This is a genomic window from Streptosporangium sp. NBC_01755 (assembly GCF_035917995.1).
GTDB lineage: Bacteria > Actinomycetota > Actinomycetes > Streptosporangiales > Streptosporangiaceae > Streptosporangium.
Window position 1 is genome coordinate 4,855,821 of record NZ_CP109131.1, and the last position, 15,172, is coordinate 4,870,992.

13 protein-coding genes are annotated in these 15,172 nt (G+C 70.3%); 9 read left to right on the forward strand and 4 right to left on the reverse strand.

What is annotated here, in order from left to right; translation table 11 throughout:
• Nucleotides 1-27 precede the first annotated feature (27 nt).
• Both OG884_RS23315 and OG884_RS23320 read left to right on the forward strand, forming a co-directional pair.
• Entirely contained in the window at nucleotides 28-2,910 is a 2,883-nt protein-coding gene (locus tag OG884_RS23315) for a glycosyltransferase family 2 protein (RefSeq protein ID WP_326636130.1), read from the forward strand.
• The gene (locus tag OG884_RS23320) at nucleotides 2,907-4,322 is read left to right on the forward strand and encodes a DUF5719 family protein (RefSeq protein ID WP_326636131.1); all 1,416 of its coding nucleotides are present in this window, start codon (nucleotides 2,907-2,909) and stop codon (nucleotides 4,320-4,322) included. Before OG884_RS23315 ends, OG884_RS23320 begins: the two co-directional genes overlap by 4 nt.
• A 101-nt stretch (nucleotides 4,323-4,423) precedes the next feature.
• On the opposite strand, the gene OG884_RS23325 is transcribed toward OG884_RS23320, so the two are convergent.
• Nucleotides 4,424-4,879, reverse strand: a complete 456-nt coding sequence (locus OG884_RS23325) for a metallopeptidase family protein (protein ID WP_326636133.1) — start codon at nucleotides 4,877-4,879, stop codon at nucleotides 4,424-4,426.
• Nucleotides 4,880-5,159: 280 nt separating this feature from the next.
• On the opposite strand from OG884_RS23325, the gene OG884_RS23330 reads away from it, so the two are divergent.
• From OG884_RS23330 to OG884_RS23350, 5 genes are all read left to right on the forward strand, one after another.
• Complete coding sequence (locus tag OG884_RS23330) at nucleotides 5,160-5,528, forward strand: DUF3499 domain-containing protein (RefSeq protein ID WP_030907363.1); 369 nt, start codon at nucleotides 5,160-5,162, stop codon at nucleotides 5,526-5,528.
• Between the two features lie 130 nt (nucleotides 5,529-5,658).
• Nucleotides 5,659-7,014, forward strand: a complete 1,356-nt coding sequence (locus tag OG884_RS23335) for a phosphomannomutase/phosphoglucomutase (protein WP_326636136.1) — start codon at nucleotides 5,659-5,661, stop codon at nucleotides 7,012-7,014.
• Between the two features lie 4 nt (nucleotides 7,015-7,018).
• Nucleotides 7,019-7,192 (forward strand): Trm112 family protein, encoded by a 174-nt coding sequence (locus tag OG884_RS23340; RefSeq protein WP_326636138.1) that lies wholly within the window; start codon nucleotides 7,019-7,021, stop codon nucleotides 7,190-7,192.
• Entirely contained in the window at nucleotides 7,189-8,298 is a 1,110-nt protein-coding gene (locus OG884_RS23345; RefSeq protein ID WP_326636140.1) for an SIS domain-containing protein, read from the forward strand. Before OG884_RS23340 ends, OG884_RS23345 begins: the two co-directional genes overlap by 4 nt.
• A gap of 48 nt (nucleotides 8,299-8,346) precedes the next feature.
• Nucleotides 8,347-9,276, forward strand: coding sequence for a cation diffusion facilitator family transporter (locus OG884_RS23350; protein ID WP_326636142.1), 930 nt, complete (start codon nucleotides 8,347-8,349; stop codon nucleotides 9,274-9,276).
• A gap of 54 nt (nucleotides 9,277-9,330) precedes the next feature.
• Here the strand turns inward: OG884_RS23350 and OG884_RS23355 are convergent, their stop codons facing one another.
• Nucleotides 9,331-10,803: a Fic family protein gene (locus OG884_RS23355; RefSeq protein ID WP_326636144.1), complete on the reverse strand. Its 1,473-nt coding sequence runs from the start codon at nucleotides 10,801-10,803 to the stop codon at nucleotides 9,331-9,333.
• Nucleotides 10,804-10,877: 74 nt separating this feature from the next.
• Nucleotides 10,878-11,219, reverse strand: a complete 342-nt coding sequence (locus tag OG884_RS23360) for a MerR family DNA-binding transcriptional regulator (RefSeq protein ID WP_326636146.1) — start codon at nucleotides 11,217-11,219, stop codon at nucleotides 10,878-10,880.
• Nucleotides 11,220-11,439: 220 nt separating this feature from the next.
• On the opposite strand from OG884_RS23360, the gene ahcY reads away from it, so the two are divergent.
• Entirely contained in the window at nucleotides 11,440-12,867 is a 1,428-nt protein-coding gene (gene ahcY, locus OG884_RS23365) for an adenosylhomocysteinase (protein ID WP_326636148.1), read from the forward strand.
• Nucleotides 12,868-12,959: 92 nt separating this feature from the next.
• Nucleotides 12,960-14,201: an adenosylhomocysteinase gene (locus OG884_RS23370; protein WP_326636151.1), complete on the forward strand. Its 1,242-nt coding sequence runs from the start codon at nucleotides 12,960-12,962 to the stop codon at nucleotides 14,199-14,201.
• 162 nt (nucleotides 14,202-14,363) lie between these two features.
• Here the strand turns inward: OG884_RS23370 and OG884_RS23375 are convergent, their stop codons facing one another.
• Nucleotides 14,364-15,017 (reverse strand): DUF305 domain-containing protein, encoded by a 654-nt coding sequence (locus tag OG884_RS23375; RefSeq protein ID WP_326636153.1) that lies wholly within the window; start codon nucleotides 15,015-15,017, stop codon nucleotides 14,364-14,366.
• Between the last annotated feature and the right edge of the window lie 155 nt (nucleotides 15,018-15,172).

A 15,172-nucleotide genomic window follows, 5' to 3' on the forward strand; every position in this document is an offset into this window, starting at 1 on the left:
CACTACCACCTCCTGAACACGGGACGTATGTCCATCACCGACTCCCAGCGCCCCCACCGTCCCCACCACACGGTCACCGCGATCGTCGTCTCCCACGACGGCTCCCGCTGGCTGGGGGAGACCCTGGAAGCCCTGCTCCGGCAGACCCGTCCCGCGGACCGGGTCGTCGGGGTCGACAACGGCAGCAGGGACGGCAGCGCCGCGCTGCTGACCGGAGCTCTCGGCTCCAGGGCCGTACTCACCCTGCCGCGCTCGACCGGTTTCGGTGAGGCCGTCGCCGAGGTGCTCGACAGGCTCGGTCCCGGTGGGGGGCAGGAGTGGATCTGGCTGCTGCACGACGACTGCGCGCCGGACGTCCACGCCCTGCGGATCCTGCTGGAGGCCGCCGAGGCGGATCCCAAGGCGGTGGTGCTCGGCCCCATGCTGCGGGACTGGCTGGACCGGCGGATCCTGTTGGAGGTCGGCGTCACCGTCGACCGCACCGGCCGCAGGAACACCGAGCTGGAGGCCCGCGAGTTCGACCAGGGGCAGTACGACGGGATCAGGGACGTGCTCTCGGTCTCCACCGCGGGCATGCTGATCCGCAGGGACGTCTGGGACGAGGTCGGCGGCCTCGACCCCGCTCTGCCGCTCTTCCGTGACGACCTCGACCTGTGCTGGCGGGTCAGGGCCGCCGGATACCGCGTGCAGAACGTCACCCGGGCGGTCGCCTGGCACGCCGAGGCCGCCGCCAGACGGCGTCGCCGCATCACCGCCAGCGGTGACCACCCCCGCCGCCTGGACCGGCGTAACGCCCTCTTCGTCGTCATGGCGAACCTGCCGCTGAGGCCGCTGCTGTGGGCGCTGGTACGTAACGCGTTCGGGTCGATCTTCCGCACGCTGCTGTTCCTCGTGGCCAAGCAGCCCGCCAACGCGCTGGACGAGTTTCTCGCGTTCGGCTCGGTGTTCGGCCATCCCATTCGGATGGTCAAGGCTCGGCGGGCACGGGCCAAGGGGCGCAGGCAGGGGTACGCGGCGATCAGCCGGTTGCTCACCCCGCCCGGTGCCGGCTATCGGCGGCTCGTCGACCGGGCCCAGAACTACCTGGCCGGGGGCGGGTTCGTGGAGTCCGCGGGGCGCCACCACGCGATGGCCGCCTCGCCGCACTCGCAGGAGGACGGCGAGGAGCTGCTCACCGACGCCGGCATGACGCAGCGCCTCTTCGGTAACCCGGGTGTCCTGCTCTTCCTGGCGCTCGCGGCGGTCACGCTGGTCGCCGAGCGCGCCCTGACCGGCGGCGCCAGGCTGGGCGGCGGCGCGCTCGTCCCGGTGATCGGCGGGGCCTCCGACCTGTGGGATCTCTACCTCGAGAGCCGCCACCAGACGGGCCTGGGCACCGACGCGTGGGCTCCGCCGTACGTGGCGGTGCTGGCCGTGCTCTCCACTGTGCTGTTTGGCAAGACGTGGCTCGCGGTCTCGCTGCTGCTGCTCGGCTGCGTGCCGCTGGCGGGGATCTCCGCGTACGCGGCCACCCGGTCGATGATCCCGGGCCACTGGACCCGGGTCTGGCTGGCCTCCTCCTACGCCCTCCTGCCGGTGGCCACCGGCGCGGTCGCCGCAGGCCGGCTCGGCACCGCGGTGGTCTTCGTGCTGCTTCCCGTCTACGCGGCGCTCGCCACCACGGTGCTCACCGGGGAACGGCGCCGTGCCCGCCGCGCAGCCTGGGGGCTGGGGCTCCTGCTGGCCGTCGGCACCGCCTTCGCCCCGCTGGTCTACCCGCTGACCGCGATCCTCGGCGCGCTGGCGGCACTGGCCTTCCCGCGCAGGGGCGTCGCCGTCTCGATGCTCGTGGCGTTCACCGTGCCCGTGGTCCTGCTGTTCCCCTGGCTGGCCCAGATGGTCGCGGATCCCAGGCGGCTGCTACTGGAGGCCGGGCTGCACCAGCCCGCGCTGGTCGACCCCGGACTGCCCGCGCTGTCGTTGCTGCTGCTCAGCCCGGGCGGCCCCGGCATGCCGCCACTCTGGGTGACCGGTGGCCTCATCGCCGCCTGCCTGTTCGCGCTGCTGATGCGCCGCAACCGGATGGTCATCGCGGTCGGCTGGGGCGTCGCCCTCTTCGGGGTGCTGGTGGCCATCCTGGTCAGCAGGACCCCCGTCACCTCGGTCAACGGCGACGTCGAGGCCCCCGCGTGGCCGGGCGTGCCACTGGCCTTCGCGGCCACCGGCATGCTCGTGGTGGCCGCGCTCACCTCCGACCGGGTCGTGGAGTTCCGGGCGGCCGGCGGGCTGCGCAGGCTCGCCGCGCTCGGGGTCGTGCTGGTCGCGTTCTCCACGCCGCTGCTCGCCGCGGGCATGTGGATCGTCGAGGGCGTGGACGGCCCGATCCGCGGAACCGTACGCGATGTCATGCCCGCCCTCGCGGCGGACAACTCCGCCGGTGGCGAGCGGACCCTGCTGCTGCGCACCTCGCCGAACGGCCTGCTCTTCACGGTGCTGCGCGGGCGCACCCCGGTGATCGGCGAGGCCGACATCCCCACGCCCGAGGGTCCCAGGGAGCGGGTCCGCATCGCCGCGGCCGGGCTGGTGTCCGGCAGGGGCGGTGACGACGCCCGGGTGCTGGCGGCCCACGGCGTCCGGTTCGTCGTGGTGACCGCGCCCGTCGACGCGGAGGTCAGCGCCGCCCTCGACTCACAGCCCTCGCTGGCGAGGATGAGCCTGTCCCGCTCGGTCGGCGTGTGGCGGCTGACCCAGCCGATCGCCGTTCCCGTCACCCCGCCCGGCGACCCCTGGCACAGCCGCTGGCTCTGGATCCAGGCCGCGCTGGTGCTGGTCGTCTCGGTCCTGGCAGCGCCCGGCTCGCGTACCGAGCCCGACCAGCCCGCCGCACCACAGGACCTGCCCGATTCCCGTAGAGAGCTGGCCGGCCGGTGAAATCCCTGATCGAGAATCGGTTCAGCCTGCTGGTGCTGGTCCTGGTGGCCCTGCTCGCCCTGTACGGGGTGGCCTCCGCCACCCAGCCGCAGGCGGTCGCCACCCCCGCGCCACAGGTTCAGAAGGTCCCGGTCGCCTCGGTGACGACGGTCTGCCCGTCGCCGGGCGACACCTCGGTCGGCGTGGTGGCCCCGCCGGGCAGCCGGGAGCAGGGGGTCGCGGCCCTCGTCACCGGCGACAAGACCCTCGCCACCCTCGACACCCCCGGCCGTCTCTGGCACGAGAAGGTCCCCGCCTCGTCACCGCCCCTTGTCATCACGGCCACCGGGAGCATGGCGGCGGGGCTGGAGGTGGCGCAGACCCGCGGGGAGAAGTCGGGCAGGCAGCGGGGGCTGGCCGGGGTGCGCTGCACCGAGCCGGTGGCGAGCACCTGGCTGGTCGGCCCGGGGCCGGCCGCGGCCGACGTCACGCTCTACCTGACCAACGCCGACCTCGCCCCAGCCATCGCGGAGATCATGGTCTACTCGGGCGAGGGGCCCGTGGTGGCCGACAGCGGCGGAGTGCTCACCCTGAAACCCGGTGCGAGCCGTGCGGTCAAGGTCGTGGATCTCGCGCCCTCGGCACTCGTCCTGGCGATCCAGGTGCGCACCAGCTCCGGGCGGGTCACCGCCGCGGCCAGGGCGATCATGAACGGCGGGCGCGGCGTCGACTGGTTGCCGGCCTCCACGGCCCCCGCCACCCGCGTCGTCGTGCCGGGCATCCCCGGCGGCGGCGGGAAACGTGAGCTGCTCGTCGCCTCCGACGCCGAGGCCGACACGCTGGTCGAGGTCAGGGCACTCACCCCCGACGGGACGTACGCGCTCAAGGGCAGCGAGTTCGTCGAGGTGCCCGCCGGTTCCGTCGCCACCCTCGATGTGTCCACCGGGGTCGGCGGCCAGCCGTCCGCGCTGGTGCTCACCTCGGAAACCCCGATCGTCGCGGGGCTCGTCGCCACGGGTACCGGCGCGAAGGTCGACGTGGCCTTCACCGCCGGGGCGGATCCCGTCGATCTGGGAAGCGTCGTCGCCGACAACCGGACGGGAGGCAAGGCGACCTCCCGGCTGCTGCTGACCGCGCCGGACACGGCGGGCAAGGTGAGCGTGCAGGTGGTTCCGCGCAAGGGCGAGCCGCACGAGCCGTTCCAGGTGGACATCTCCGCCTCGCGTACCAAGCAGGTCAAGCTGCCCAAGGTGGACGGGGTCTTCGCGGTGGTCGTGCAGCCGCTGCCCGGCTCGGGGCCGGTCTACGGCGGGCGCGTCATGGACGAGCGGCGGAAGGGCGGGCCGGCGCTGACCGTGCAGCCACTGGCCGCCGCCCGGATGTGGGCGCTGATCCCGCCGATCGCCGAGTCCGCCGCGACGGTCCTGCCCTGAGACCCCGCTCCGAGGCGTGGCGTTGCGGGTCGCGGCAGGCAGATCGTGGCAGGCAGGTCGCGACCGGTGAGACGGGTGGCCGGGGGCGCTGGGACGGTGGATCAGTCGTGGTCGTCGAAGCCGGGGTCGATCGATTCAGGAGAGAGCCCGAGAAGACCCGCGACCTGCTCGACCACCGCCTCGTGCACCATCGCGCCCAGGTGGTCACGGTCGCGGGACCGGCTCTCCAGGGGGCGACGGTAAATGATCACAACGGCCGGGTGACTCCCGTCGGCGGGCTCGGCCCGCCCGAACGGGATCGGCTCGCCGGTCAGCAGCCCGGGGCCGTCGCCCAGCTCGCTGACCGGAGGGACCTCCTCGACCGCGAACTCCACGGCCGCCAGCTGCTTGGCCCAGCGGGGCTTGAGCCGGTCGACGGCGTCCAGGACGAGATCGTCGAACCGCTCGCTGCGGGACTTGGCGATCGGCACGTGCGAGGGCGCGAGCGGACCGCGCAGGCCGCGGCCGTGCCTGTCGCGTCTGCGAGGAGAACGAGGTCTGCCGGGTGCCGGGCTCACGGCCCCAGCTTAGACGTGACCCGAGCGGGGGCGGGAGTGCCGATGACGGAAGGTGGCGTACCGGTTACGTGGGCGAGATAGGTCGCACGGCGGGGGTGCGGAGGACGGAAGGTGGCGTACCGGGTATGCGAGCGAGATAGGTCGCACGGCGGGAGTGCGGAGGAGGGGCGTAGCCATACAGGCGGGTGGAAGCCGGGACACGTGTCCGAATTGTGGCGACACGCTCGTTAAGAGCGCTCAGATAGTGGCGCCCCGGACGCTTACCGGATACGGTCCCACCGTGAGCCCCGTCCGCCGCTGTTCCCGCACCGCGTGCAGTCAGCCTGCCGTTTTCACGCTCACGTACGTCTACGCCGATTCGACCGCTGTTCTCGGGCCCTTGGCTACGTACGCCGAGCCGCACTGCTACGACCTGTGTGCCGAGCACGCCGAGCGGCTCACCGCCCCCCGCGGCTGGGAGGTGGTCCGCCTGCCGACCGACGGCGCCACACCGAGTACGGACGACCTGGAGGCCCTCGCCAACGCGGTCCGCGAGGCCGCCAGACCCGCCCCCAGCGGCGGTACCGAGCCGGTCGGCCAGGGCGTCGAGGTCGGACGCCGAGGTCATCTGCGGGTGCTTCGCTCCGCTCAGCCCCAGCGCGACCGCTGACCCTGCCGGGCACTGCCCAGTGGGTCCTTGGCGCGGTGAGGCGCCGTTTGACCGGCCGCTGTGGGCAAAAGATCCAGGGGACAGGGCCTAGGCTGGAGGCAGCGGACACGACGCAAAGGGCGGAGCTGAAGTGGGCGACCTTGTCAAGATCTTCAAAGCGTACGACGTTCGTGGCGTCGTGCCGGACGAGCTCGACGAGGAGACCGCCGAGGCGGTCGGCGCGGCCTTCGTGGAAGTGACCGGGGCCGGGACCGTCGTGGTGGCACATGACATGCGCGAGTCGTCGGCGCCCCTGGCGGCGGCCTTCACCAGGGGGGCCACCTCGCGGGGGGCCGACGTGATCTGCGCGGGGCTGGGGTCCACGGACCTGCTCTACTACGCGAGCGGCAGTCTCGGCCTGCCCGGGGTGATGTTCACGGCCAGCCACAACCCGGCCCGCTACAACGGCATGAAGATGTGCAGGGCCGGCGCGGTGCCGGTCGGCGGCGACACCGGACTCGTCGAGATCCGTGACCGGGCCACCGCGATCCTGGCGTCGGGCGCTCTCGGCGGCGAGGGGGGCGGGACGCTCTCCGAGCGCGACCTGCTGCGCGGCTACGCCGACCACCTGCGCGGCCTGGTCGATCTTTCCGGCATCCGGCCGCTGCGGGTCGTGGTCGACGCCGGGAACGGGATGGGCGGGTACACGGTCCCGACCGTGTTCGAGGGGCTGCCCATCGAGCTGACCGCCCTCTACTTCGAGCTCGACGGCACCTTCCCCAACCACGAGGCCAACCCCATCGAGCCGGACAACCTGCGCGACCTGCAGAAGGCGGTGCTCGATGTGGGCGCCGACATCGGGCTGGCCTTCGACGGCGACGCCGACCGCTGCTGGGTCGTCGACGAGCGAGGCGAATCGGTCTCCCCGTCCACGATCACCGCGCTGGTCGCCGCCCGCGAACTGGGTAAGCACCCCGGCGCTGTGATCATCCATAACCTGATCACCTCCATGGGCGTTCCGGAGATCGTCGCCGAGCACGGTGGCCGGCCGGTCCGTACCCGGGTGGGTCACTCGTTCATCAAGGCCGAGATGGCCGAGACCGGCGCGGTCTTCGGCGGCGAGCACTCCGCCCACTACTACTTCGGGGACTTCTGGTTCGCCGACTCCGGCATGCTGGCCGCGCTGCACGTGCTGGCCGCGCTGGGCGAGCAGGAGAAGCCGCTCTCGGAGATCCTGACCGAATACACCCGCTATGCGGCCTCCGGAGAGATCAACAGTACGGTCGCCGACCAGGCAGCGGCGACGGAGCGGGTTCGCGAGACGTTCGCGGCCCGCGACGGCGTTACCTTCGACGAGCTGGACGGCCTGACCGTCTCCGGCTCAGGATGGTGGTTCAACCTCCGTCCGTCCAACACCGAGCCGCTGCTCAGGCTGAACGCCGAGGCGGCAGACGAGATGCAGATGGCAGCGATCAGGGACGAGGTCCTTGCTGTCGTGAGGAGCTGAACGAGTGAAGATCGACGACTGGTTGCTGGAGATCCTGGCCTGCCCCAAGTGCAAGTCTCCCCTGCGAGCCGAGCCCGAGGTGGACGAGCTGTTCTGCACCTCCGTCTCCTGTGGCCTGGTCTACCCGGTCCGGGACGACATCCCGGTCCTGCTGGTCGACGAGGCCCGGAAGTCGTGAATTGGGAGCCCGATCTGCTCGACGATCGGAAACGGCTGGCCGAGTATGACCCGTCGGACATGCTGCGGGCGGTGGCCGACTCGGCCGCGCAGGTCCGTACCTCTCACCGGGCTGCCATGGAGTCCGGCCTGTCCTCGCTCGCGAGGGACGGCCGGCCCCGGGCGGTCGTGGTCGCCGGTGTGGGCGCTTCGGGCATCGCCGGTGACATTCTCAACGTGGTGTGCGGTCACGGTGCCCCGCTGCCGATCGTGACGGTCAGGTCCTACCGGCTGCCCGGCTGGATCGGCGCGACCGACCTGGTGATCGCGGTGTCGCGCTCGGGCAGGACCGAGGAGACGCTCACGGTGGCCGCCGAGGCCGTCCGCCGCGGTTGCCGCCTGCTCGCCGTCGGCGCACCCGATTCGCCGCTCCACGCGATCGCCAGGCAGGCGGGGGCGCCGTTCGTGCCCGTCACGGACGGCGGCCGGCCGCGTGCCGAGGTGTGGGCGCTATCGGTTCCGCTGGTCGTCGCCGCCGCCGAGCTCGGCCTGGTCGAGGAGGCGGATGAGCAGGTGTTCGAGGGGGTGGCCAAGCGCCTTGAGGACCTCGCACACCGCTGCCGTCCGACGAGCGAGTCGTTCATCAATCCGGGCAAGTCGCTCGCGATGGAGATCGCCGAGACCGTGCCGATGATCTGGGGGTCCTCCCCGGTGGCGGCCGTCGCGGCCCACTGGTGGGCCTGTCAGCTCAATACGAACGGTAAATATCCGGCGATGTGGGGAGAACTCCCCGAGGTCGACCACAACCAGGTGGTCGCCCTCGACGGCCCGCTCGCCCACCGCGACATCTTCGCCGACGAGAGCGGCAGGTCGCTCCGGCTGTTCGTGCTGCGCGACGTGGAGGAGCACCCCCGGGTCGTACGGCACCGGGAGGCGTCGGTGCGCCTGGCGGAGAGCCGCGGTGTTCCGGTCACACAGATCGTCGCCGAGGGGGAGCACCCGCTGGAGCGGCTCGCCGCGCTGATCGCACTCGGAGACTTCGCAAGTACGTACCTCGCTCTCGGGTACGGGATCGATCCGACCCCTGTGTCGGCGATCACAGAAGTCAAGGCGAGGATTTCGCAATAGGATCATGTCTCGTCTTTACCGGAGCAAATGAGCTGAGCGGAGGCTGCCGTGAGCGCGGGCGGCGGTACCAAGGCAATCATCGCGGCATTGGCCGCCAACCTGGCGATCGCGGTGGCCAAATTCGTGGCGGCCTTCTTCACGGGGTCGTCATCCATGCTGGCCGAGGGGGTCCACTCGGTGGCCGACTCGGGTAATCAGGCGTTGCTGCTGCTAGGCGGGAAGCGCGCGCAGCGCGCGCGCACGCCGCAGCACCCGTTCGGGTACGGCCGGGAACGCTACTTCTACGCGTTCGTGGTCGCGGTCGTGCTGTTCACCATCGGCGCGGTGTTCTCGCTCTACGAGGGCTGGCACAAGATCTCCGCTCCTGAGGAGCTCAAGTCCCCGATCTGGGCCTTCGGCGTGCTGATCTTCGCGATCATCGCCGAGTCGTTCTCGTTCAGGACGGCGATCATCGAGTCCAACCACGTCCGGGGAGACCAGTCGTGGGTGCAGTTCATCCGCCGCTCCAAGTCGCCCGAGCTGCCGGTGATCGTGCTTGAGGACCTGGGCGCGCTGCTCGGCCTGATCTTCGCGCTCTTCGGCGTGACGATGGCCGTGGTGACCGGCGACCCCGTCTGGGACGGCATCGGCACCCTGATGATCGGTGTCCTGCTCGCCGTCATCGCGGTCGTGCTGGCGATCGAGACCAAGTCGCTGCTGATCGGCGAGGGCGCGGGCCCCGAGGTCGAGGTGCGCATCGCGCAGGCCCTGGAGAGCGCTCCCGAGGTGACCCGGGTCATCCATATGCGCACGCTCCACCTGGGCCCGGAGGAGATCCTGGTCGCCGCCAAGATCGCGGTGGCGCACGACGACACGGCCGCGGATGTGGCCAGGGGCATCGACGAGGCCGAGCAGCGCATCCGCGACGCCGTCCCCGAGGCCCGGGTCATCTACCTGGAGCCCGACCTGGACAGAGCCGGCGTCAACGGCTCAGTCTGAGCCTCACCGGGTGGTCCGGGGCTGTGACAGGCTCCGGACCACCTCCCGGGAGGATCAGCCGAGCTGCTGACCCAACTGATCGACGGCCGCGGTCAGCACCTGGTCGATGACCTCGGTGATCTCGGACCAGCGCGCGTCGGGTGTGTCGCTGAAGACCAGTGTCACGCTGTCGTCCGGCGTCGGATGGCAGACCCAGACCGGTCCCGGGGGCTCCGTCCTCTCGGGCTCCCCGGGTGGTGACACGGCGGCCGAGACGGTGAAGACGAGGGCTCCCGTCTCCGCAGCCCCGGCCTTGATGATGGCGGTGTCGAAATGCAGCACGTATTCCATGATCTCGATATAGAGCTGTCCCCACCAGACGCCTTCGGTCAGGTTGGGCCGGAATCCCGCACCGCTCGCCATGCTCCGAAAGTGGTCTCTCCTGAGGAGAGAGCGCTGATTCGGTGGCTGAGCCTGCTCGACGAGAACGAGTGTCTCCGGGGCGATGGCCGAGAAGGCGTCACGCAGGGCGTCCCCCTGCTTTCGCAGGTAATGGATGATTTTGGTCTGAAGTGAGTCGGCCAGGTGGACGGCGGGAACCGCGCGGTTCGTGACGTCCTTGGAAAGATTCGCCCGGAGCCGGTCGACGTGCGCGCGTGCCACCTCCGCCGCCCCGCTCGCGGCCTCCCGGAGCACGGCGGGAGCCTCCAACTCGAACCGAAGCGCGCTGATCTCCAGCCGGGCGAAGAGCCGGACCAAAGGCGCCAGGTCGCCATCGTTCGCCTGGTCCAGCGCGTCGATGTATCTGGCCCGCTGGGATCGATCCACGACAAGGGGGGCGTAGTCGTCCCGCAGGAGAACCAGCAGGGTCAGAGCTCGGGCGACCCTGCCGTTGCCGTCCTCGAAAGGATGAACGCAGATGAAGCGGTGATGCAGCCACGCGGCCTTGACGATGGGGTGGACCCGCTCCATTGTCCGGTAGAGCGTGATCAGATGGTCCATCTGGGCCTGCACGTGCTCCGGCGGGGTGTACTCCAACAACGTGCCGTCTGGACGCATGACGTGGTTGGGGTGCTTCTTCCACTCTCCGTGCCGAAGGGGAGCGTCGAATGTACGGCCCAATGTGTCGGTGGCGCCGTAGACGTTCTGCCTTCGGGCGATGGCCTGGTGCAACTCTCTCACGAAGTGCACGCTCAGGTCCCTGCCTCCCCTGGCGGCGTCGGCGAGGAATTCCAGGGCGTCGTACTGCGAGCGGATGACCGCGAGCGTGTCATCGCTGATGCCGCCCTCTCTGGCGGCCACCTCCTGCGTCAGCCCTTCTGCGACCAGAGCGAGTGTCACACCCCAGTCGACGTCGTAGAGACGCTCGATGATGCCGGTCTCGATGGCGTGCCTGCGCAGGCTGCGGCGTCGAGCCTGACGGAACTCCTCTTCCGGGGCATGCTTCAGCCAGTCCTTCCAGGCGCCCTTCAGAGCGTCGGCCGACGCGAGGATCGCCGCGACGCCACCGTTGAGCTCTGGAAGGGCTTCGACCTCTCGCCAACGCATACGGTCGAGGATAGGGCTCGGCGGGGACAACGAGCCGTGCTTCGTGCCCCTTGGAGGGAATGGGATGCGCGGCGTCACCGCTGGGTGCGGTGCTGGAGCAGTCGCAGCGCCTTCTCCTTCTCGAAGTCCAGGGCCCTGCGGGGTGCCTGGAGCCGGCCGATCCGCAGCCCCAGGTCCCGTACGGCCTGGGCGACCGCGGGCTCGCTCAGCGTTCGCAGCGCGAAGGCCAGCTCGGCGGGGGAGATGTCGAACCGTTTCTCCAGCTCGACGCCCTGAGCGACGGCGGAGAGCTCCTCGGGGCCGAACCGCCGGTGCGCGCCCTGGCCCCTGATCTCCGGGAGCAGGCCGAGCGCCTCGCGGTAGCGGAGCATCCGGGGGGACATGCCCAGTCTCCTGGCGGCCTCGGTGATCCGCATCGCCGCCCCTCTCTGAGGATTTCCGGGAAATCTTACATTCTTGTGTCAGGTTACCCGCTCAGTGGGTGCGCGGAGTCTCTCCAGCCGCCTAAACTCGCAATCGTCGACTTTTCCGGTGGAGCGGTGAGCCCGGCCCGAGAGCGAAGCACGGTCGCGAGACGAGCGCGATCGGCGAGGGTGTGAGGCAGCGGCCGCCCATCAACCAGAGGGGTAACCACACATGGACTTCAAGGTCGCCGACCTTTCCCTTGCGGCCTTCGGGCGCAAGGAGATCCAGCTCGCCGAGCACGAGATGCCGGGTCTGATGACCGTCCGCGAGGAGTACGCCCAGGCCCGGCCGCTGGCCGGTGCGAAGATCATGGGCTCGCTGCACATGACCATCCAGACCGCCGTGCTCATCGAGACCCTGGTCGCGCTCGGTGCGGAGGTTCGCTGGGTCAGCTGCAACATCTTCTCCACCCAGGACCACGCCGCCGCCGCCGTGGTCGTCGGCCCCGAAGGCACCCCCGAGGACCCCAAGGGTGTCCCGGTCTTCGCCTGGAAGGGCGAGACCCTCGAGGAGTACTGGTGGTGCACCGAGCAGGCCTTGGCATGGCCCGGCGGTGACGGCCCCAACATGATCCTCGACGACGGCGGCGACGCCACCCTGCTCGTCCACAAGGGTGCCGAGTACGAGAAGGCCGGCGCCGTGCCCAGCGCGGGAGAGGACGACCCGGAGGAGTGGGGCATCATCCTCGACCTGCTCCGCCGCACGGTCACCGACGAGGGCCACTGGACCCAGGTCGCCTCGCGCATCAAGGGTGTCACCGAGGAGACCACCACCGGTGTGCACCGCCTGTACGAGATGTTCAAGGCCGGCACGCTGCTCTTCCCGGCGATCAACGTCAACGACTCGGTGACCAAGTCCAAGTTCGACAACAAGTACGGCTGCCGGCACTCGGTGCTCGACGGCCTCAACCGTGCAGCCGACGTGCTGATCGGCGGCAAGGTGGCGGTCATCGCCGGCTACGGTGACGTCGGCAAGGGCTGCGCCGAGGCGCTCAAGGGCCAGGGGGCCCGGGTCATCGTCACCGAGATCGACCCGATCTGCGCGCTTCAGGCCGCCATGGATGGTTTCCAGGTCACCACGCTGGACGAGGTCGTCGGCCTCGCCGACATCTTCGTCACCACGACCGGCAACTTCAACATCATCACGGCCGACCACATGGCCCAGATGAAGCACAACGCGATCGTGTCCAACATCGGTCACTTCGACAACGAGATCGACATGGCCGGCCTGGCCAGGATTCCCGGCATCGAGAAGACCGAGATCAAGCCACAGGTCCACACCTGGCGCTTCCCCGACGGCAAGCAGATCATCGTGCTCGCCGAGGGACGCCTGATGAACCTGGGCTGCGCCACCGGCCACCCCTCGTTCGTCATGTCCAACTCCTTCACCAACCAGGTGATCGCGCAGATCGAGCTGTTCACCAAGACCGACGAATACCCGATCGGCGTCTACGTGCTGCCCAAGCACCTGGACGAGAAGGTCGCCCGCCTCCACCTCGACGCCCTGGGGGTGAAGCTCACCAAGCTCACCAAGGCCCAGGCCGAATACATCGGCGTGGACGTCGAGGGTCCCTACAAGCCCGAGCACTACCGTTACTGATACCTGCGGCTGAGGTTCATCGGGCCCCCGCGGCTTCGCGGGGGCCTTCGGGCGATCTGGCGGGCGATCTGGCGGGCAATGTGGGGAGGGACGTGGACGGCGCTCTGGTGGCCGCGGGTGAGCGGAGGATCGGGTGGGCGGCGCGGGCGATGCCGGTGCTCACCGCCCTCGGCGAGCGGTTCGCCGCCGAGCGGCCGCTGGAAGGGTTGCGGATCGCCGCGTGCCTGCACGTCACCGCCGAGACCGCCGTGCTCATGGGCACGCTCAGGGCGGGCGGGGCCGAGATCGCCCTGGCCGCGTCGAACCCCCTGTCCACCCAGGACGACGTCGCCGAGGCGCTCCGTGACTACGGCGTCGTCGTGCACGCGCGGGCGGGGGTTACCAGGGACGTCTACTACCGCCACATCCACCAGGCGCTCGACATCGTCCCCGACATCGTCCTGGACGACGGCTGCGACCTGGTCAACATCCTGCACACCGAGCGGACCGAACTGCTGGAGACGGTGTCCGGGGGGTGCGAGGAGACCACCACCGGCATCATCCGGCTCCGCCAGATGGCCGCGGAGAAGGCCCTGAGGTTCCCCGTGGTGGCGGTCAACGACACGCGGACGAAGCGGATGTTCGACAACCGGTACGGCACCGGCCAGTCGACCATGGACGGCATCATGCGCGCCACGAACACCCTGCTCGCGGGTAAGACCGTGGTGGTCGCCGGCTTCGGCTACTGCGGCCGGGGCGTCGCCGAACGGGCCAGGGGCCTGGGCGCGCGGGTGGTGGTGACCGAGATCGACCCCGTCAAGGCGTTGGACGCCCTGCTGCAGGGCTACGACGTGCGGTCGATGGCGGCGGCCGCCCGCGCCGGAGACGTGTTCGTCACGGTCACGGGCAACCGCGACGTGATCAGGGGCGAGCACCTGGTGGAGATGAAGGACGGCGCGATCCTGGCCAACGCCGGACACTTCGACGTCGAGATCGACGTCCGTGCCCTGGACGACCTGGCACAGGCGGTCCACCGGGGGGTACGTCCCAACACCGATGAGTACGTTCTCGCGGACGGTCGCAGGATCCTGCTGCTCGCCGAGGGCCGTCTGGTGAACCTGACGGCCGCGGAGGGGCATCCCGCCGCGGTCATGGACATGTCCTTCTCCGCGCAGGCGCTCTCGGTGGCGTGGCTGGCCCGCGAGCGGGCGCGGCTGGAGCCGGGGGTCTACGACGTGCCGGGGGAGGTCGACGTGGAGGTGGCGCGGCTCAAGCTGGCCGCGGCCGGGATCGAGGTGGACGAGCTCACCCCCGAGCAGGAGGAGTATCTCCATTCGTGGCGGCTCGGCTCGTAGTCACGCCCGCGATCCACGCGTCGACCTGAACGGGCGAGCAGGCCGCACAGGGGAGGAGTCTCCTCGTGCATGACTCTGTCGCCCTCCTCGCGACCTGGGTGCCCCGCATCGGCCGGCGGAGTCGTTCCCGAGCCGGCGGAGTCGTTCCCGAAGGGAAGCGGTTCAGCGCCCGGCCTGCATCTCCCGCATCCTGCGGATCTCGGCGCTCTGGGTGACCGAGACGTCGTTGGCCAGCTCCTCGATCCGCACGTGTGAGCCGGAGGTCAGGACCTGCTCGGACATCGTGATGGCGCCCTGGTGGTGCGCGGTCATGAGCTGGAGGAAGAGCCGGTCGAAATCCTTGCCCGAGGCGGCCTTGAGCGCCTCCATCTGCTCCGGCGTGGCCATGCCGGGCATGTCGCCGTGCCCGGCGTGGTGTTCGGGAACCCGCTGCCCCTGCTGCTGGAGCCAAGAGGTCATGTACTGGATCTCCGGCCCCTGCGCGTCCTTGATCCGGGAGGCCAGGCCCTTCAGCTTGGTGTGCTCGGACCGGGTCGGGGCCAGGGAGGACATGTCGAGAGCCTGACGGTGATGAACGATCATGTCCTGGACGTACTTCACGTCGGCCGCGTTGGCGGTGGGCAGGGGCACGAGCGTGGCGGCCTCGCTCGGGTCGACGGTCCTGGCGACCTCACCCGGCCTGCCCGGGGCGATCACCGGCGCCGAGGCCGAGGCCTGGGACTGGGCGCCGGCCTGGGGGGCCGCGGCCGGTTCCGGCTCCGAGGTGCACGCGCTGAGAGACAGCGCGGCGATCACGGCGATGAGCGCGACGCGCACCCGGCCTCCTTGGTGAATGTCCATTGACGTCCTTCAACGGCTTGAGAGCCTGGGGTTTTTAAGCCCCCGACCTGCCGGTTCACAGGTCGGGCACGCCCGAAGCCTCCTCGCCTGGACACGGCACGTCCTACCTCGTTTTTGAATGCCATGTCCAA